Source organism: Rosenbergiella epipactidis, assembly GCF_018494055.1.
GTDB classification, from domain to species: domain Bacteria; phylum Pseudomonadota; class Gammaproteobacteria; order Enterobacterales; family Enterobacteriaceae; genus Rosenbergiella; species Rosenbergiella epipactidis.
In genome coordinates this window covers 1-18,899 of record NZ_JABBFQ010000006.1, presented here as the reverse complement: position 1 = coordinate 18,899, position 18,899 = coordinate 1, and the positions used below count along the sequence as shown (strand labels likewise).

Annotated in this window: 16 protein-coding genes and 1 tRNA gene; 10 read left to right on the top strand and 7 right to left on the bottom strand. The window is 46.6% G+C overall.

Annotated features, from left to right (window positions below; all coding sequences use genetic code 11):
• Positions 1-7: 7 nt before the first annotated feature.
• From phrB to seqA, 4 genes are all read right to left on the bottom strand, one after another.
• Positions 8-1,441, bottom strand: coding sequence for a deoxyribodipyrimidine photo-lyase (phrB, locus tag HGT71_RS10435; protein ID WP_214217713.1), 1,434 nt, complete (start codon positions 1,439-1,441; stop codon positions 8-10).
• A gap of 10 nt (positions 1,442-1,451) precedes the next feature.
• Entirely contained in the window at positions 1,452-2,273 is an 822-nt protein-coding gene (locus HGT71_RS10430) for a YbgA family protein (RefSeq protein WP_214217712.1), read from the bottom strand.
• 122 nt (positions 2,274-2,395) lie between these two features.
• On the bottom strand, positions 2,396-4,036 hold the full coding sequence (gene pgm, locus HGT71_RS10425; protein ID WP_214217711.1) for a phosphoglucomutase (alpha-D-glucose-1,6-bisphosphate-dependent): 1,641 nt from the start codon (positions 4,034-4,036) through the stop codon (positions 2,396-2,398).
• 28 nt (positions 4,037-4,064) lie between these two features.
• Positions 4,065-4,607: a replication initiation negative regulator SeqA gene (seqA, locus tag HGT71_RS10420; RefSeq protein WP_214217710.1), complete on the bottom strand. Its 543-nt coding sequence runs from the start codon at positions 4,605-4,607 to the stop codon at positions 4,065-4,067.
• A 222-nt stretch (positions 4,608-4,829) separates the two neighbouring features.
• Between seqA and ybfF the strand changes: the two genes are divergently transcribed.
• From ybfF to fur, 4 genes are all read left to right on the top strand, one after another.
• On the top strand, positions 4,830-5,600 hold the full coding sequence (gene ybfF / locus HGT71_RS10415) for an esterase (protein WP_214217709.1): 771 nt from the start codon (positions 4,830-4,832) through the stop codon (positions 5,598-5,600).
• A 147-nt stretch (positions 5,601-5,747) separates the two neighbouring features.
• Complete coding sequence (gene ybfE, locus HGT71_RS10410; protein ID WP_099825583.1) at positions 5,748-6,029, top strand: LexA regulated protein; 282 nt, start codon at positions 5,748-5,750, stop codon at positions 6,027-6,029.
• A 120-nt stretch (positions 6,030-6,149) separates the two neighbouring features.
• Entirely contained in the window at positions 6,150-6,680 is a 531-nt protein-coding gene (gene fldA / locus HGT71_RS10405) for a flavodoxin FldA (RefSeq protein ID WP_214217708.1), read from the top strand.
• 98 nt (positions 6,681-6,778) lie between these two features.
• Positions 6,779-7,225, top strand: coding sequence for a ferric iron uptake transcriptional regulator (gene fur, locus HGT71_RS10400; protein ID WP_048911775.1), 447 nt, complete (start codon positions 6,779-6,781; stop codon positions 7,223-7,225).
• Between the two features lie 52 nt (positions 7,226-7,277).
• Here fur and HGT71_RS10395 read toward each other — a convergent pair whose 3' ends face one another.
• The 3 genes from HGT71_RS10395 to nagE form a co-directional block, all read right to left on the bottom strand.
• The gene (locus HGT71_RS10395; protein ID WP_214217707.1) at positions 7,278-8,225 is read right to left on the bottom strand and encodes a hypothetical protein; all 948 of its coding nucleotides are present in this window, start codon (positions 8,223-8,225) and stop codon (positions 7,278-7,280) included.
• 235 nt (positions 8,226-8,460) lie between these two features.
• On the bottom strand, positions 8,461-10,125 hold the full coding sequence (gene glnS / locus HGT71_RS10390; RefSeq protein WP_214217706.1) for a glutamine--tRNA ligase: 1,665 nt from the start codon (positions 10,123-10,125) through the stop codon (positions 8,461-8,463).
• Positions 10,126-10,277: 152 nt separating this feature from the next.
• On the bottom strand, positions 10,278-12,278 hold the full coding sequence (gene nagE, locus HGT71_RS10385; RefSeq protein WP_244986497.1) for an N-acetylglucosamine-specific PTS transporter subunit IIBC: 2,001 nt from the start codon (positions 12,276-12,278) through the stop codon (positions 10,278-10,280).
• A gap of 343 nt (positions 12,279-12,621) precedes the next feature.
• Between nagE and nagB the strand changes: the two genes are divergently transcribed.
• The 6 genes from nagB to HGT71_RS10355 all read left to right on the top strand — a co-directional run bounded on the left by nagB (position 12,622) and on the right by HGT71_RS10355 (position 18,899).
• Entirely contained in the window at positions 12,622-13,422 is an 801-nt protein-coding gene (nagB, locus tag HGT71_RS10380) for a glucosamine-6-phosphate deaminase (protein ID WP_214217704.1), read from the top strand.
• 41 nt (positions 13,423-13,463) lie between these two features.
• Positions 13,464-14,612 carry an N-acetylglucosamine-6-phosphate deacetylase gene (gene nagA, locus HGT71_RS10375; RefSeq protein ID WP_214217703.1) on the top strand — a complete coding sequence of 383 codons (1,149 nt, stop codon included), beginning with the start codon at positions 13,464-13,466 and terminating at the stop codon, positions 14,610-14,612.
• An 8-nt stretch (positions 14,613-14,620) separates the two neighbouring features.
• Positions 14,621-15,859 (top strand): DNA-binding transcriptional regulator NagC, encoded by a 1,239-nt coding sequence (gene nagC, locus HGT71_RS10370; protein ID WP_214217702.1) that lies wholly within the window; start codon positions 14,621-14,623, stop codon positions 15,857-15,859.
• A gap of 23 nt (positions 15,860-15,882) precedes the next feature.
• On the top strand, positions 15,883-16,644 hold the full coding sequence (locus tag HGT71_RS10365) for an HAD-IIA family hydrolase (RefSeq protein WP_214217701.1): 762 nt from the start codon (positions 15,883-15,885) through the stop codon (positions 16,642-16,644).
• A gap of 268 nt (positions 16,645-16,912) precedes the next feature.
• Complete coding sequence (gene asnB / locus HGT71_RS10360) at positions 16,913-18,577, top strand: asparagine synthase B (RefSeq protein WP_214217700.1); 1,665 nt, start codon at positions 16,913-16,915, stop codon at positions 18,575-18,577.
• A 245-nt stretch (positions 18,578-18,822) separates the two neighbouring features.
• A tRNA-Met gene (locus HGT71_RS10355) sits at positions 18,823-18,899 on the top strand.

The window sequence follows — 18,899 nt, the reverse complement described above, 5'->3', positions numbered from 1 at the left end:
CTAACGATTATCGATGTTTTCGCGCCTGCTCAAATGCTTGCAGAGTCGCTTCCCGAGCCTGCCGATGTTCCACAATTGGTCGGGAGTAATCAAGCTTCTTATCCTGTTTATCTGCCCATACCCAAGGTTCATGAATATTTTTTTCGGGGACGTCCTTGAGTTCAGGAAGCCATTGGCGAATAAATACACCTTCGGGATCGAAACGCTCACCTTGGCGAGTGGGGTTAAAAATTCTAAAGTACGGCGCTGCATCAGTCCCTGTAGAAGCCGCCCATTGCCAGCCACCATTATTGGCGGCTAAGTCACCGTCAATAAGTTGTTCAGAGAAGTATCGCTCCCCCCAACGCCAATCGATCAGTAAATCTTTCACTAAGAAGCTCGCGCACACCATCCGTAAACGGTTATGCATCCAGCCAGTTTGATTAAGCTGACGCATCCCCGCATCGACGATGGGAAAGCCGGTCTTCCCTTCGCACCAGGCAGTAAAATGCTTTTTATTATTCTGCCAGTGAATATGGTCGGTCCAGGTTTGGAAGGGTTGATAGCGACAGAGCTGGGGTTCAGCGACTAAAAGATGACGATAGAAGTCTCGCCAAATCAATTCGTTCAACCAAGTCGCCGCCCCACCCGCCTGTTCTAAGGCATGGGGATGGTCAGCGAGGATACGTTTCACACACTGCTTCGCCGTAACGAGTCCAATGGCTAACGCTGCGGATAAACGACTCGTATCGTCTTCGGCGGGTAAATCTCGCTGTTCAGCATAGCCTTCAACGGCATTTTTCGAAAACTCGCGCAGCCTTGTTAACGCGGCATCATGACCAACGGGAAATCTTTTCGTATCATATTCGCCAACTTTGGTCGAAAAATCGGGTAATGTCGAGCTTTTCACGGCTGACGGGTGTTTACGTTGATGAGGTAAAGTGCTGCACTCTACCCCCTCGGCACTTAGCTTTTTCTGTACCGCGCGAGAAAACGGCGTAAATACATGATACATCTTGCCTTGGCCCGTCAGTACCGATCCCGGGGAGAAGAGCGTCGAATCGGTAAACCCTTGGCACACGATGTCCTGTTGGTGACAGAGTGCTTCAATGCGCTTATCGCGGTTACGCTCGTTCACTTCGTATTGATAGTTATAGAATACCTTATCGATCTTATGCTTTTCACATAATTGCATGAACTCTTTTTCAAGAGTTTGATAGCTAGGGGTGTTGATAATCAACAACGGGATGCCTCTCTCCTGCAAATCCTGTTGGAGTATCACTAAAGCATCATATTGATAGTTCAGCTGCCGCGCTGAAACGTTATGCTGTTTCCACTGTTCCGGGGTAACACACCACAGCGCAATAACTTCAGCCTCGTTATCCATACAGGCGGCGGAAAGCGCAGGGTTATCCCTCAAACGTAAATCATGACGAAACCAAACTAAATGTTGCTGCGACATAGTATTCTGCCTATAGATCGTATTCAGTAAACCAAGGGTAAAGATAACGTTGCTGCGCTAACCACCCATGCGGAGCAGCAGCTTGCAAGCGCCGCAGCGTCGTCTTTACCGCACTTAGGGAGATTTCGCCCAAGCGGTATTGGTGGATAAGCGTGGTAAGTTGTTGACGTGCCTCATCATCGACTTTTTTACGAAAGTACCCCTGTAGGTGCATCACCACATTGGTATGATTTTGTATGGTCGCGGGGTAGCGCAATAGCCGCATAAAATGCTGACGATACTGGTGTGCGAACTCATATAATGAGGGTTCATGCTTAATATTCGCGACGAGAGGACCCAGCTGCCGATAAGCAGGCTGTGAGTGCGCCAAGAATTGCATTTTATAACGGGTATGAAATTCAATAAGTTTGTGCGTCGACAGAGTATCGCCGAGTAACTGATTAAACTCGTGCAAGACGCTCATCTGCTCCACAAAGTGCTCCCACTGTGCGACATCAGCGAGATCATTTTTATTGATCACCGGTACAACATCTAGCTCTTCAGACAGTAAGCTAAAGACCCTACCGATTTTGGAACTATCGGGATGATCCGCGGGGTAGTAGTTATCAATAATTACCCCACAAAGCGTATCCAAGAACAGTCCTTGCCCCTGAAACCATTTTTCCAAATGAAAAGGTGGTGTAAGGAGTTCATCGATACTTTTATGCGTCAGTGGGATATCAACGATAGAGACGCTCACTGGCCCCGCTTCGCTCTGGAAAACAGCTGGAAAATTAAGGGGATCAACTATGGCATCGGCAGGCCAGTAAAATCTGGCGAGTGTGAGCTTCATTCATTGTCATCCTTTTCAATCAACAGGCTAAAGGTTTGCCCTTAAGCAGTCATTAACATCCCAGAAGTGTAGCTAACAAATGAAAAAGGCGCCATTTAGGCGCCCTATTCATCAGACTATCATTACGCGTTTTTCAGTACTTCGCTGACGATCTCTACCGCTTCTTTTTCAATCCGCTGACGATGTTCCGCCCCGAGGAAACTTTCACAATAGATCTTGTAAGCGTCTTCTGTTCCAGAAGGACGCGCCGCAAACCAGCCATTCTCGGTCATCACTTTTAAACCACCGATTGCAGCATCGTTACCCGGTGCACGGGTCAGTCGAGCGATAATCGGATCGCCAGCCAAGGTATCCGCACTCACCATTTCCGGAGAAAGCTTAGACAGTGCATTCTTCTGAGCTGTGCTAGCTGCCGCTTGCAGGCGGTTATAACTGGGTGAACCAAATTGTTCAGCCAGTTCATCATAATGTTGCTGTGGATTTTTACCGGTCACCGCGGTAATTTCAGCGGCCAGCAAACACATGATGATGCCATCTTTATCCGTAGACCAAGGCGTACCATCAAAGCGTAAGAACGATGCGCCAGCACTCTCTTCACCGCCGAAGCCAAGCGTTCCCTCGTAAAGACCGTCCACAAACCATTTAAAGCCAACAGGCACTTCAATAAGTTTACGACCAATACTTTTCACAACACGGTCAATCATTGCGCTTGAGACTAAGGTTTTCCCTACGGCAACCTCTTGTCCCCACTGTGGACGATGTTGGAACAAATAATTAATCGCCACCGCAAGGTAATGGTTAGGGTTCATCAGTCCCGCAGGCGTGACGATACCATGACGGTCATAATCTGGATCGTTACCAAAGGCTAAATCGAATTGCTCGCGGTAGGCTAATAATCCGGCCATCGCGCACTCAGAAGAGCAGTCCATACGTACTGCGCCATCTTTATCAAGATGCATAAAGCGGAAGGTCTGATCAACGTGATCGTTGACTAAGGTAATATCCAGCTGGTAGTGCTCAGCAATACGTTTCCAATATTCAATACCGCTGCCACCGAGAGGGTCGACACCTAAATGCAGCCCGGCTTTCTTAATGGCGGCAAAATCGATCACCTCTGCAAGGCCTTCGACATAAGGTTGGATCAGATCGATCTGTTTTAATAGAGGGCTTGCATTAACGTCTGTAACCGAAAGACGCTTAACGCCTTCTAATCCTTGTTGAATTAAGGCATTCGCACGGTCTTCAACGACTTTAGTAATATTAGTATCTGCAGGCCCACCGTTAGGTGGATTATATTTGATACCACCGTCTTCTGGCGGGTTGTGTGACGGAGTGATGACAATGCCATCCGCCTGAGGGCCCGATTTTTTATTGTGCTCTAAGAGAGCATTAGAGATAGCAGGTGTTGGCGTGTAGCCATTATCACTCTGAATAATCACTTCAACGCCATTGGCGAGAAGGACTTCAAGTACCGAAATCATGGCTGGCTCTGACAACGCATGGGTATCTTTGCCCACGTAGCAAGGACCGGTGATCCCCTGCTTTTGGCGCTCTTCAGCAATAGCTTGGGCAATAGCTAGGATATGAGCTTCGTTGAAGCTCTGACGTGCCGCGCTACCACGATGCCCAGAGGTTCCAAACTTTACCGCGTGTTCCGCATTAGCTAAATCTGGCGTCAATACATAATATTGTGCCGTCAACTGCGCCACGTTAATTAAATCGTTTTGCCCAGCGGGTTGCCCTGATCTAGGGTGAGTTGCCATCAGTCCTTCTCCGGTACAAGTTATAAGATTAGAGCGTTCCGCAAACCTTATCTGTCAGTTCCTGCGGTAACTTCATCGTTTGCATAATATGTTCAACCATACTGCACTTACGTCCAGTATTAGTATTAGTGATAACCCAGTAAGGCGTGCCAGAAATATGCTTAGGCTTGGTATGGTTACCGCTTTGTAATAACGTTAACTCATCGCCTGCAAAATAGAGACGCGTCCGCCCTTGCATAGATTGTGTTGCTTGAGCAAATGCCTCGGCATCCAGCTGATAAAGCGTAGACAGGATTAACATAAACCGATTGACGGCACGCTTTTGCTCAGCGTACTCGTCGGAGAGTAGTAATTCACGCACGGCACGAACACGATCGGCAGGCTTCTTATCATTTGACGCTTTTGCCTTAGGTAATGCCTCAGGAGCAATGGCTGCGGAGTCTGACTCCTGCATTGCTTGGTCAGTGACTTTTAACATTCTGCGTAAAATCTCAGACGCGCTTTCGCCGATATGCTGTGTGTGGCTGGCGATAAAGCGATAAAGGTCGTCATCTATTTCAATCGTTTTCATTGTAGTCCGTGCAAAAAAAATTTGAGACTCAAGCTAGTCGAATGAGATAAACAATTCATAAGCGTTAAGTCGATGTGATTATAAATTTAAACTGGCGTTGACCAACAATTTTTAACTGTTCTGCGCCAAAACTCAGATAATACCTTAAGCATTCGCTAAATAAGCTTAAAGGTCAATTTCATGATACCTTAACTTACCCTATTAACAGTAAGATCTTTAACGATGATTTTAAATAACCGCCTGCATTCTGCACAATTTGCCGCCAAACACCCTGCAATCCTTCTTATTCATGGCTTATTTGGTAGTTTAGATAATCTTGGGATCTTAGCGCGGGAACTGCGTCAAACCCATACCGTGCTGCAGGTCGATGTACGCAACCATGGATTATCACCGCGTAGCGAGCAGATGGATTATGCATCAATGGCACAGGATATGTTTGACACCCTCGACGCCCATCAGCTTACCGAGGTGATTGTGATAGGGCACTCCATGGGCGGTAAAATTGCGATGGCGATGACAGCCCTCTCCCCGTCGCGCATTAAGCAACTTATTATTATTGATATTGCTCCCGTCAATTACACAACCCGTCGACACGACAGTATGTTCGCGGCAATGAATGCTGTGACGCAGGCCGGCGTAACGGAACGCCCCGCCGCAAAAAGCATCATGGAGCGCACCCTTGATGAACCTGATGTTATTCAGTTTCTTTTAAAATCGTTTCATCATGGTGAGTGGCGTTTTGCTATTCCGACGCTTTGGAATCACTACGCCACGATTTCTGGCTGGGAAACACTTCCTGCTTGGAAGGGTTCTGTGCTCTTTATACGTGGTAAAAACTCAGCCTATCTTGATGAGTGCTATCAAGCACCACTGATCGCGCAATTTCCGCAAGCGAAAGCCTACGTTATCGTTGGGGCGGGACATTGGGTTCATGCCGAAAAACCTCAAGCAGTCCAACGCGCAGTGCAACGTTTTTTATCAATTAGCGGATAAAAAGCCATTCAGCCTCGATTTTCGATGGCGCTGTGCGATACGGTAGAGTATTATTGCGCGCTCATTTTTAGCAGGCATCAACGACCTATTTCATGATGCAGCAAAGGCTTAATCCTAAGACGTTCTGCAGGTACTCATTTTCTCATCATGGCAAAAGAACACACTGATCGAACAACCCTAGACTTGTTTGCAGAAGAGCGCCGACCCGGCCGCCCTAAGACAAGTCCTTTGACACGCGATGAGCAGTTACGTATTAATAAGCGTAATCAGTTAAGACGAGATAAAGACAAAGGCTTACAGCGTGTTGAATTGAAAATGCCCAGTGAAATTGTCGAAGCGCTCAACACGCTAGCAGACCAACACAATATGAGCCGAAGTGAATTAATTGAGACGATGATCGCTTCCCAACTCGCATTAAGCCGGGGTTAATTCGCACTCACGGATAAATCTGTAGACTTTACAAGTTCCGCAAGATTTTCAGGTCTGTTATCATCATCGCTATCATTATTCACCCTATATAGAACACAGATTCAAGAGGTAAAGCTCCCCATGGCAATCGTAGGCATCTTTTTCGGTAGTGATACCGGCAATACTGAAAATATCTCAAAAATGATCCAGAAGCAGCTCGGTAAAGATGTTGCTGATGTTCACGATATTGCAAAATGTGCCAAAGAGGACTTAGAAGCTTATGATATCATGCTGCTCGGTATCCCTACTTGGTATTACGGTGAAGCTCAGTGCGATTGGGACGATTTCTTCCCAACGCTAGAAGAAATTGATTTTGCGGGTAAATTAGTCGCCTTATTCGGCTGTGGCGACCAAGAAGATTATTCAGAATATTTTTGTGATGCCTTAGGCACCCTTCGCGACATTATTGAGCCTAAAGGTGCGGTCATTGTTGGACATTGGCCAACCGAGGGTTACCATTTCGAAGAGTCTAAAGGGCTTGCGGATGATAAACACTTCTTGGGCTTAGCGATCGATGAAGACCGCCAACCTGAATTAACCAATGAACGTGTCACCCGCTGGGTGCAGCAAATTTCTGATGAGATGCAGTTAAAAGAAATCCTTAATGCTTAATGGGGTTTTTCTACCGATTGTGTTAGTCTATTAGGCGAATTTAAATATAAGAGGGGCTGCTCAATGTCCCTTTTAATAAAGTAACAGGACAATACTGCATGACTGATAACAACTCTGCACTGAAAAAAGCTGGTCTGAAGGTCACGCTACCAAGATTAAAAATTTTGGAAGTGCTTCAAGAACCAGAATGTCACCACGTCAGTGCGGAAGATTTGTATAAGCGGCTTATTGATATGGGTGAAGAAATTGGCTTAGCGACCGTTTATCGTGTACTAAACCAGTTTGACGATGCAGGCATCGTTACCCGCCATAATTTCGAAGGTGGTAAATCAGTTTTCGAATTGACCCAGCAGCAACATCATGATCATCTGATCTGCTTAGACTGTGGTCGTGTCATTGAGTTTTCAGACGAATTTATTGAGACTCGTCAACGCGACATCGCCAAGCGCTTTGGTATTAAATTAACTAACCATAGTTTATATCTTTACGGTCACTGTACCGATGGCGATTGTCGTAAAGACGATACGCTACACGAAGAGCGTTAAGTTAACGAATTTAAAAAACCCACGATAGCGTGGGTTTTTTTATATCTATCGTTTATTTTAGCGCTGTCACCGGTTCACTCAGTCCTTTAAGCAGTGCCCTCTTCCTGACATTTTCCCGTAAAGAATGCGCTGAAGCCGTGGAGTGGAGTTGTTGAGCAAAAACCTGCACGGCTTGGCTGATATCTGGTTTGATCGCATTAGGAGACTCGATAAGTAGACCACTCTCCAAATGATAACAAAGCTCCGTCCCTTCATCCCCCTCCACAAAGATAACCTCTCGAATATCCCGCTGCTGCTGTGCGAAGTAATTGATTTTCTGTTGCTGAGTCAGGTTCCAACGCTCGCTGAGGTGGCTTTGATGCAGAGCGGTGATAAAAGGCATAATGTCGACAGTCGCTCGATTAAGCAGGAAAAAACCTTGATTCACCAATACGTACAGCCGATTCATCACTAAACGATAGCGTTGATAATCGCTAAACTGTTGTCTTATTGAAACGCGATTTGCCGCTTTTACCTCACATACCGTCAGTAGCGCTGTCAGATCGATAGCATTTTCGAACCAGGTGTCTATTCCAGTAGATAATGACCGTTCATCCTCAACAAAAGTACGGTATCTGTCGAAACTTTCCGCCCTATTGTAGAGTGTCGCGGCTAAATAAAGCCCTTGATCGCTCGAAGCGATTGTTGCCGTGGCTAACATGATCTGTTGCCCTACTGCGCTTAAGACTTCTGATAACTGTTGCTGGGCTAACGCTTGCTTTCCCCGTTGGGCATTATTACTGATCCGTTGAGCACTCAAGCACAAAGGCGAATGGGCGAAAGGATCGCTGGCGGGTCTGTGCAAATAGTGGCTATTGGTTGTCTGACGATATAGATGGGAAAAGAGGGTTAAATACCCTTCACCCAATTGATAAAACTGTAGGGACTCTGGCTTTGTGCCAGAGTAGAAGTCTTTAAAACGGCATAGTTTTTCAAATCCAGCTAATACAGTCTTTATCATTATTCATTCGTCCCACTGAACGCTTATTGGCGTGCGATCATTTCTGCTCATTGCTTTGTAGCAATGAACGCTTAAACCATAGCTCAACACCCTCTTTTACACGGGGATGATTAAGATAAGATTAAAAAGCGCAAAATAATGAAAAAAGAACGAGGATAAAATGACTGAATGGGGGAGTGAAAAGGCAGGATATCGCAGTAAGACACTCAACCGAGAGTCTTACTGCGTAGTAGAATTACGCTGTCTTCTGCCAAGTGTCGCGTAATCCAACCGTACGGTTGAAAACTAAACTCTCAGACGTTGAGTATTTACTGTCAGCACAGAAATAGCCTTCACGCTCAAACTGATAAGGTTTACTCGCTTGGGCGGTCGCGAGACTTTGTTCCACAAATCCCTGACGAATCGCTAAGGATTCTGGATTAATTGCCGTGAGGAAATCGTCTTCCGCCGCAGGATTCGGTACGCTAAATAAGCGGTCATATAACCGAAATTCTGCTGGCAACCCTGTTACCGCTGAAACCCAATGAATAACGCCTTTTACTTTACGGCCATCTGCGGGATCTTTACCTAATGTCTCGATATCGCAGGTACAGTGAATTACCGTGATTTCACCTTGTTCATCTTTTTCGATACGCTCAGCCTTCACCACATAAGCATTACGTAGACGAACTTCTTTACCTAGTACCAAACGCTTATAATGTTTGTTTGCTTCTTCGCGGAAGTCAGCGCGATCGATCCAAATCTCACGACTAAAGGTGACTTCACGTGATCCCATATCGGTACGGTTCGGATGCTCGGAAACAGTTAACGTTTGTTGAAAATCTTCAGGAAGATTATCAATCACCATTTTAATCGGATCTAACACTGCCATAGCCCGCGGTGCATTTTCATTTAGGTCATCACGAATACAAGATTCTAACGATGCCATTTCGACAATATTATCTTGTTTGGTCACACCGATACGCTTACAAAACTCGCGTAATGACGCGGCGGTATACCCGCGACGACGCAGGCCGGAAACCGTTAACATACGTGGATCGTCCCAACCTTCGACGACCTTTTCAGAAACCAGTTGCGTCAGCTTTCGCTTAGACATCACGGCATATTCCAAATTAAGGCGGGAAAATTCGTATTGGCGCGGACGTGCTTCGATGGAGATATTATCCAAAACCCAATCATAGAGACGACGGTTATCTTGGAATTCCAGCGTACAAAGCGAGTGCGTGATGCCTTCGATCGCATCCGAAATACAGTGAGTGAAGTCATACATCGGGTAGATGCACCATTTATTACCGGTTTGATGGTGTTCAGCAAACTTAATCCGATACAGCACGGGATCACGCATAACGATAAAGTTTGAAGCCATATCGATCTTCGCGCGAAGGCAAGCTGTCCCTTCTGCAAAGCCACCCGCACGCATCTTTTCGAACAGTGCCAAGTTTTCGTCGACACTGCGATCACGATATGGACTGTTTTTACCTGGTGAGGTCAACGACCCGCGATATTCGCGAATTTGTTGTGGGGTTAACTCATCGACATAAGCCAATCCTTTATTGATGAGTTCTACCGCGTAGCCATAAAGACGATCGAAGTAATCAGAGGAGTAGCGCGGCTCACCTTGCCAGGTAAATCCTAACCACTCGACATCGCGCTTAATCGACTCGATAAATTCCACGTCTTCTTTGACCGGGTTGGTATCATCGAAGCGTAAATTACACTGCCCTTGATAATCTTGAGCGATACCGAAATTTAAGCAAATAGACTTCGCATGGCCAATATGGAGGTAACCATTAGGTTCAGGGGGGAAACGAGTATGAACCTGGTTATGTTTACCACTCGCCAGATCTTCATCAATGATCTGACGAATAAAGTTGGTTGGGCGGGCTTCAGCCTCACTCATCTTAAATCCCTCAATTACGGTGAACGGTACTTTGTATTAACAGTTATACCTTATGATCCATAAAGCTAGACCGATAAACAACCGTTAGTTAATAAACAGCGATAAAAAAGGCAGGATTATCCCCTGCCTTTTGCTCATTCACCGTCAAGCGGCTATTTAATAATCGCTAACAATGGTGTTTGTCCAGCTATCACCTGTTTTTCCGCTTTAAGCGTAAGTTGCGCATAGTCATCGCTGTTGCTGACCACAATCGGGCTAATCATCGAAGGGGCGTGTGCAGAGAGATAGGCCAGGTCCATTTTTAAAATCGGTTGGCCTTGCACTACTTCAGCGCCTTCTTCAACTAACCGCTCAAACCCTTTACCTTCTAGGGCTACCGTATCGATCCCCATGTGAACAATAATTTCTATCCCTTCTTCTGATTCGAGGCAGAACGCATGATCTGTGGCGAAGATCTTAACGATAGTTCCGGCTAAAGGTGCGACCACCAGTTCACCCGTTGGATTAATCGCGACGCCATCCCCAACGGCTTTCGAGGAGAATGCCGCATCGGGTACTTGCTCCAGCATGACAATCTCACCGCTAACGGGAGCAACTAAGGTGGCTAGTGCTGACTGCTGTGTGTCGTTTTTTATTTCGGGCGCGGCAACCGCTTCAACCTTAGATGAAACAGTTTGCGTGGGTAACACTGCGCTAATTGGGCCTTTTTTACTGACAGCTTTCATCGCATCAGCGATTGTTTCCGCTTGCGTCCCCACGACTATTTGTACGCTCTGTTTATTAAGGTGCAAGACGCCAGAGGCCCCTAATTTCTTCGCAAGGGCATCATTCACTTTATCGGTGTCGATCACGGAGAGACGTAAACGAGTAATACACGCATCAATATTGGTCAGATTACTCGATCCTCCCACCGCGGCAATATAACGACGGGCAAGCGATTCATTACGCGACTCCCCTTGCTCATCTTGGCTGATACTCTCTTCCACCCCTTCCATCTCGGCCATTTCTGCTTCGGTCTCACGACCGGGGGTCTTGAGATCGAATTTAAGAATGGTGAAACGAAACACAACGTAATAGATAACGAAGAAAGCCAGACCTTGCGGAATCAACATATACCAGTGCGTGGCAAGTGGGTTACGCGAAGACAAAATCATATCGACCAAGCCCGCACTGAAACCAAAACCTGATATCCAGTGCATCGACGCCGCAATAAACACCGAGATCCCTGTTAATACGGCGTGGATAACAAAGAGAACTGGCGCAACAAACATAAAGGAGAATTCAAGTGGCTCAGTAATACCGGTAAAGAACGCGGCAAACGCGGCGGCAAGCATAATACTTCCGACTTTGGCGCGATTCTCAGGACGTGCACACTGCCAGAATGCTAACGCTGCGCCCGGTAAGCCGAACATCATGACGGGGAAGAAACCTGCTTGATAACGGCCGGTGATGCCGACAACACCCGTTCCCTGCGCGATAGATTTCGCCCCACCTAAGAAGTTAGGAATATCATTGATTCCTGCCACATCAAACCAGAATACGGCATTCAGCGCATGATGAAGACCTACTGCGATTAAGATACGGTTGAAGAAAGCATAGATTCCTGCCCCAAGCGCCCCCATCTTCTGAATATGGATCCCGAATTCGACGAGAGCGTTAAACACTAGCGGCCAGATATACATCAAAATAAAAGCCACCACGATCATCAAGAACGAGACCAAAATCGGTACTAAACGGCGACCACTGAAGAATGAGAGTGCCTTCGGCAGTTCGACATGGCTAAAACGGTTATAAACTTCCGCCGAGCAAATACCGACCAAAATCCCGATAAACGGATTTTTAATTTTCTGGAAGGCTAATGGCACTTGATCCAAGGGAATTTGTTGAATCAGACTGACGGCACCGGGGGCGCATAACTGGGTAACGACTAAGAAGCCGATAAAGCCGGTCAGCGCCGCCGCGCCGTCTTTATCCTTGGACATACCATAGGCGATACCTATCGCGAATAGCGCTGGCATATTATCAAGAATGGCCATTCCCGACGTGGTGAGTACCGCGGCGATAGCGTTATTAGGATGATGACTACTTTGCTCAATCCAATAACCAATCCCCATCAATATTGCCGCGGCGGGTAAGGTCGCTACTGGCACCATCAGTGCCCGCCCCACGCGTTGTAAATAATTTAATAGACTCACCTTGAACCCCTCAGCTGCGTACGAATTATGATCATGACAATGACTGGGTTGCCGTACTACCTTTTTTCGCCAATCATCAATTACCTATTAAAGAGTTAATTAATTTTCTTCGCAAATTAAACTAACCAATTTTATGACAGCCATCAACAATTCACTGTTTAAAAATGGATATTAGTAGCCTTTATTGACCACTTATTTTATTATTAAAAATATCATTTCTCGCGTCCGGAAGTCAGTCAATTGTCAGGGTGTGAAATTATCCGGTTACCGAGTCTTTCTTTAATGCATCAACGAGGTAAATATGCGATTGATTCCACTCGCTTATGCGGAACAAGTTGGCCAATGGGCTGCTCATCATATCGTTAAGCGTATCAACGCTTATCATCCCACTGCGGCGAATCCTTTCGTATTAGGATTACCCACGGGGGGCACGCCTTTACAAACCTATAAAGCCTTAATTGCACTCTATCAAGCGGGTAAAGTAAGCTTTGAGCACGTGGTCACGTTCAATATGGATGAATATGTTGGATTACCACAAGAACATCCTGAAAGTTATCATAGTTTTATGCATAAAAACTTCTTCGATCATATCAATATTCGAAAAGAGAATATTAACCTGCTCGATGGCAATGCACGGGACGTCGAGGCAGAGTGCCAGCGATATGAAGAGAAGATTCAGGCTTACGGTAAAATTCATCTCTTTATGGGCGGAGTCGGTAACGATGGTCATATTGCTTTCAATGAACCCGCCTCATCACTCTCTTCGCGCACACGGATAAAGACGTTAACGCATGAGACTCGGCTTGCTAACTCCCGCTTCTTTAACAATGACATTAATGCAGTGCCTAAGCACGCCCTGACCGTTGGTGTCGGGACGTTGCTGGATGCGCAAGAAGTGATGATTTTGGTCACAGGCAGTGCCAAAGCCCTCGCATTGCAGGCGGCTGTCGAAGGTAATGTTAACCATATGTGGACTATCAGCTGCCTACAACTTCATCCTAAATCTTTGATTATTTGCGATAAAGCCGCCACTATGGAGCTAAAAGTTAAGACTGTAGACTACTTCCAAGAGATGGAAGCCGATAATATCAAAAATGTGTAGACACAACGGGTAACCAGTACTACCCACGTGGGAGTAAAAAAATGTATGCATTAACCGAAGGTCGTATCTATAGCGGCTCACAAATATTTGATCACCATGCGCTCGTTATTGATGGAGAGATGATCGTCGATATCTGCCCAATAGCCGACCTTGATCCTGCCATTGAACGTCGTTCTGTCGCCGGTGCGCTGATCGCGCCTGGATTTATCGATCTGCAATTAAATGGTTGTGGTGGTGTGCAGTTCAGTGAGCAACTGAGTGCATTAAGTGTCGACACGTTACGTCAAATGCAACGTACCAATGAAGCCTCAGGCTGCACCAGTTTCTTACCCACGCTCATCACCAGTAGCGATGAAATGATGATGCAAGCCGTGGACACTATGCATCGCTGGTTAGAAAGTCACGCCCATCAAGCGTTGGGTTTACACCTTGAGGGACCATGGTTAAATAAAGAGAAAAAAGGCACACATGATGCGGCGCTAATCCGTAAACCGACCCCAGAATTAGTGAATTATCTGTGTGAGAATGCCGCGGCGATTAGCAAAATCACGCTTGCTCCAGAATGTGTCCCTCAGTCAGTGATCAAACAACTGGTCGCCGCCGGAATTATCGTCTCTATCGGTCACTCTAATGCCACATACGAGCAAGCGATGGCCGGATTTGATTCAGGAATGAGTTTCGCTACACATCTTTATAATGCGATGCCCCTCCCCGCCGGTAGAGCGCCAGGGGTGATTGGCGCGGTATTCGACTCGCCATCTGTTTACTGTGGTATGATTGCCGATGGTCATCACGTGCATTTCGCCAGTCTACGTGCTGCGCAGAAACTTAAACAGACACATGCCATTTTGGTGACCGATGCAACGGCACCTGCTGGGTCTCAAATTGATCATTTCACCTTCGCAGGTAAGACCATTTATTACAAAGATGGCCTGTGTGTGGATGAGCAAGGCACCTTGAGCGGCTCCGCTCTCACGATGATTGAGGCGGTAAGAAATAGCGTCGAGTATTTAGGCGTTCCCCTTGATGAGGCACTGAGAATGGCAAGCCTCTATCCTGCAAGGGCCATTAAGGTCGAGCAGACTTTAGGCTCGTTACAGGCAGGGAAAATTGCCAACATCGTCATTTTCACATCCGGTTTTGACGTGGTCGAAACCATCGTCAATGGTGACACAGTTTATCATAGGTAATGATTGGTATGCCCAATAGCGGTGCTGCACAAATTGGTAATGTTGATCTGGTTAAGCAACTCAATGGCGCCGCTGTCTATGGCCTCATCGATCAGCACGGACCCATCTCTCGTATTCAAGTCGCAGAATTAAGTCAGTTGGCTCCGGCCAGCGTGACCAAAATTACCCGCCAATTATTGGAACGTGGTTTAATCAAAGAGGTGGAACAACAAGCCTCCACCGGAGGAAGACGGGCAATCTCCATCGTTACCGAAACTCGCCCCTTCCATACGGTAGCCATTCGATTAGGGCGTAAAGATGCAACCATCGCCTTATTTGATCTCAGCAGTAAGGTCTTAGTTGAACACAGCTATCCTCTTGAGGCAGAAACTCAGCAGGTATTACAGCAGCAACTGTTCACCATCATTGAGCAGTTTATTGCTGATAATAAGGGTGTAATCCGTGAATTGATTGCGATATCCGTTATTTTGCCGGGATTGGTTGACCCGGAAAACGGTAAAGTTCGCTATATGCCTCATATCGCGGTCGACCAATGGCCATTAGTTGAAGCGCTTCAAAAAGCATTTAAGTTAGCCAGCTTTGTCGGCCACGATATCCGTAGTCTCGCACTTGCTGAATACTACTTCGGCGCAGGCAGTGATTGTTCAGACTCCCTGTTGGTACGAATTCACCGTGGTGCCGGTGCTGGGGTGATCATTAACGAAAATATCTTTGTAGGGCGCAATGGTAATGCCGTCGAAATCGGCCATATTCAGGTTGACCCACTCGGGGAGCAATGTGCGTGTGGCCACTTCGGGTGCCTAGAAACGGTTGTCTCTAATCCCGCTATCGAAAAAAAAGTTAAGCAGTTGCTGCTGGCGGGGCAACCAAGTGGGCTATCCACTGAAGCCTGTACCATTCACGATATCTGCCGCGCAGCCAATCTTGGCGATCCGCTGGCGACGGAAGTGCTCAAACACGCAGCACTCACTCTCGGCAAGGTGATTGCCGCATCGATTAATCTCTTTAATCCCCAAAAAGTGATTATCGCCGGTGAGATTACCGCGGCAGATGCTATTCTCTTTCCTATCATACAACGCTGTATTGATACCCAGACGCTTAATGCTTTTGGCGAGAACTTACCCGTCGTGAGTTCGCAACTCGGTAATCGTTCAGCGATAGGCGCTTTTGCATTAGTAAAGCGTGCTATGTTAAACGGTAAACTACTCCAGCATCTTTTGGATGATGGGAGGAAAATCTCCAGCTAGTTCGGATTATTAGGAAGATAGAGATGACACTTAAAAATGTGATTTGTGATATTGATGGCGTACTGATGTACGATAACAAAGCGGTCGAAGGGGCTGGCGCTTTCCTGCACCGCCTGATCGATAACGATGTTCCAGTTGTGTTATTAACCAACTATCCTTCCCAGACCGCTCAAGATCTTGCTAACCGCTTTCATTCCGCGGGTATCGAAGTCCCCGCCTCTCTCTTTTATACCTCCGCCATGGCCACTGCCGACTTTCTTAGTCAACAACCTGGCAAAAAAGCCTATGTCATTGGTGAAGGCGCGCTGGTGCACGAATTGTATAAAGCCGGCTTTACTATTACCGATGTGAATCCTGATTTTGTCATCGTCGGTGAAACCCGCTCCTATAATTGGGAAATGATGCATAAGGCAGCCTATTTCGTTGCCAACGGTGCGCGCTTTATTGCGACTAACCCCGATACCCACGCCAAAGGATTTGTACCAGGCTGTGGAGCGCTTTGTGCGGGAATCGAAAAAATTTCTGGTCGCTCACCTTTCTATGTGGGTAAACCGAGTCCGTATATCATTCGTGCGGCGCTGAATCGTATCCATGCCCACTCCGAAGAGACTATCATTATTGGTGATAATTTACGGACGGATATTCTGGCAGGCTTCCAAGCCGGTTTGAAAACCGCACTGGTCCTGTCAGGTGTCTCACAACAACAAGACGTTGAAAACGTACCTTTCCGCCCAGATTTCATCTTCCCTTCTGTCGCCAGTATTGATCTCGCCGACCTAAGCTAACTTCACTGGGCCTTTTTATAAGGCCCTCTTTTACAAATATTGTAAAAAAACGCCATTCGGTGAATAAAATCTAATTTAAACACTAATTAATTAGATAAAAACAAATAAATCCCCGCACCCTATATCTATTTTACGATTTTTTGTGAAACTGCTTGCATTCACTACACCAAATAGCGCATTTTCTTATACAAGGCGTCTAGGAAAGGCCCAAATCAATAACTTAAACGCAAAACAGCTATCATCACTGGATGAGTTCAGGAGTAGAAATATGTGTTCGATTTTTGGTGTACTGGATTTACAAACTGAGACAACTGAATTACGGAAGAAAGCGCTAGAGCTTTCAGGATTAATGCGTCATCGTGGACCAGACTGGTCAGGTATTTTTGCTGACGACCACGCTATTTTAGCGCACGAACGCCTGTCGATTGTCGATGTAAATAATGGTGCCCAACCCCTCTATAACGCTGATCGAACGCATGTCTTAGCCGTGAACGGTGAGATCTACAACCACCATACCTTACGCAGTGCGTTGCAAGATAAATACGCTTTCCAAACAGGTTCTGATTGTGAAGTGATCTTGGCTCTCTACCAAGAGAAAGGGATAGATTTCCTTGATGACCTGCAAGGCATGTTTGCATTTATCCTCTACGATACCGTCAAACAAAGCTGGCTGATTGGTCGTGACCATATTGGGATCATCCCACTTTATTACGGCCATGATGAACACGGTAACCTATTCGTCGCATCAGAAATGAAGGCCCTAGTCCCGGTCTGTCGGACGATCAATGAATTCCCTCCTGGCAGCTACATGAGCAGCGAGGATCATCAGATCCACCGTTATTATCAACGTGACTGGATGGAGTACGACAACGTCGCTGAAGCGGTCACCGATAAAGAGGCCCTGAAAGATGCGCTCGAAGAGTCGGTAAAAAGCCACCTGATGTCTGACGTACCTTACGGGGTATTACTCTCTGGTGGATTGGATTCATCAATTATTTCCGCTATTACTAAGCGCTTTGCGGCTAAGCGCGTTGAAGATGCTGACCAAAGCGATGCATGGTGGCCACAACTGCACTCTTTCGCCGTCGGTTTAAAAGGTGCACCGGATCTTAAAGCAGCGAAAGAAGTCGCCGATGCCTTAGGTACTGTCCACCATGAGATCAACTTCACCGTACAAGAAGGTCTTGATGCCATCAAAGATGTGATTTATCACATCGAAACCTACGATGTGACGACTATTCGCGCTTCTACCCCAATGTATTTGATGTCTCGTAAGATCAAAGCGATGGGAATTAAAATGGTTCTCTCTGGTGAAGGCGCCGATGAGATTTTCGGCGGCTACCTCTATTTCCATAAGGCACCTAATGCGAAAGAGTTCCACGAAGAGAACGTGCGTAAATTGGCAGCATTACACATGTATGACTGCGCGCGCGCCAACAAAGCGATGTCCGCGTGGGGCGTTGAAGCGCGGGTGCCGTTCCTCGATAAACAGTTTTTAGATGTCGCAATGCGTATCAACCCGGCAGATAAGATGTGTGGCCAAAACGGTAAAATGGAGAAACACATTCTGCGTGAATGCTTTAGCAGCTACCTACCAGAAAGCGTTGCTTGGCGCCAGAAAGAGCAGTTCTCCGATGGTGTCGGCTATAGCTGGATTGATTCTCTAAAAGAGGTCGCCGCGCAGCAAGTCACGGATCAGCAATTGGCGACGGCAAGCTACCGTTTCCCTTATAACACTCCAGCGTCGAAAGAAGCGTATCTGTACCGTGAAATTTTTGAGTCACTTTTCCCTGTAGCGAGTGCGGCAGAGTGTGTGCCTGGCGGGCCATCCGTTGCCTGTTCTTCTGCGAAAGCAATTGAATGGGATGAAGCATTTAAAACAATGGATGATCCATCAGGACGTGCAGTAGGCGTTCACCAATCAGCTTACTAACCTTCTCTGCTAAGTACGTTTAAACCCTCATTGATGAGGGTTTTTTTTCGCTCTCTCTTTACGGCAATGCGCTAAAACAGCCAACTAAATTCAGGTTTTTGGTTAAGTTGCCACCAGCTTGCGTATTCTGCAACCAAACAGAACCTAATTTAATAAAAAGCTTAAAAAAGTGGTTGACCGAGTCAGTGCAAATTAGCATAATGCGCCCCGCAACGCCGACAAAGGTAGCGCAAAAGAGTAAAGATGGCTACGTAGCTCAGCTGGTTAGAGCACAGCACTCATAATGCTGGGGTCACAGGTTCGATTCCCGTCGTAGCCACCA

Excerpts from the sequence above, each read along its gene's own strand:
- ybfF (WP_214217709.1), top strand. The coding sequence starts at position 4,830 with ATGATTTTAAATAACCGCCTGCATTCTGCACAATTTGCCGCCAAACAC.
- pgm (WP_214217711.1), bottom strand. The coding sequence starts at position 4,036 with ATGGCAACTCACCCTAGATCAGGGCAACCCGCTGGGCAAAACGATTTA.
- phrB (WP_214217713.1), bottom strand. The coding sequence starts at position 1,441 with ATGTCGCAGCAACATTTAGTTTGGTTTCGTCATGATTTACGTTTGAGG.
- ybfE (WP_099825583.1), top strand. The coding sequence starts at position 5,748 with ATGGCAAAAGAACACACTGATCGAACAACCCTAGACTTGTTTGCAGAA.
- nagE (WP_244986497.1), bottom strand. The coding sequence starts at position 12,278 with ATGGTGCCAGTAGCGACCTTACCCGCCGCGGCAATATTGATGGGGATT.
- asnB (WP_214217700.1), top strand. The coding sequence starts at position 16,913 with ATGTGTTCGATTTTTGGTGTACTGGATTTACAAACTGAGACAACTGAA.
- nagC (WP_214217702.1), top strand. The coding sequence starts at position 14,621 with ATGCCCAATAGCGGTGCTGCACAAATTGGTAATGTTGATCTGGTTAAG.
- HGT71_RS10365 (WP_214217701.1), top strand. The coding sequence starts at position 15,883 with ATGACACTTAAAAATGTGATTTGTGATATTGATGGCGTACTGATGTAC.
- fur (WP_048911775.1), top strand. The coding sequence starts at position 6,779 with ATGACTGATAACAACTCTGCACTGAAAAAAGCTGGTCTGAAGGTCACG.
- seqA (WP_214217710.1), bottom strand. The coding sequence starts at position 4,607 with ATGAAAACGATTGAAATAGATGACGACCTTTATCGCTTTATCGCCAGC.
- HGT71_RS10395 (WP_214217707.1), bottom strand. The coding sequence starts at position 8,225 with ATGATAAAGACTGTATTAGCTGGATTTGAAAAACTATGCCGTTTTAAA.
- nagA (WP_214217703.1), top strand. The coding sequence starts at position 13,464 with ATGTATGCATTAACCGAAGGTCGTATCTATAGCGGCTCACAAATATTT.
- glnS (WP_214217706.1), bottom strand. The coding sequence starts at position 10,125 with ATGAGTGAGGCTGAAGCCCGCCCAACCAACTTTATTCGTCAGATCATT.
- nagB (WP_214217704.1), top strand. The coding sequence starts at position 12,622 with ATGCGATTGATTCCACTCGCTTATGCGGAACAAGTTGGCCAATGGGCT.
- HGT71_RS10430 (WP_214217712.1), bottom strand. The coding sequence starts at position 2,273 with ATGAAGCTCACACTCGCCAGATTTTACTGGCCTGCCGATGCCATAGTT.
- fldA (WP_214217708.1), top strand. The coding sequence starts at position 6,150 with ATGGCAATCGTAGGCATCTTTTTCGGTAGTGATACCGGCAATACTGAA.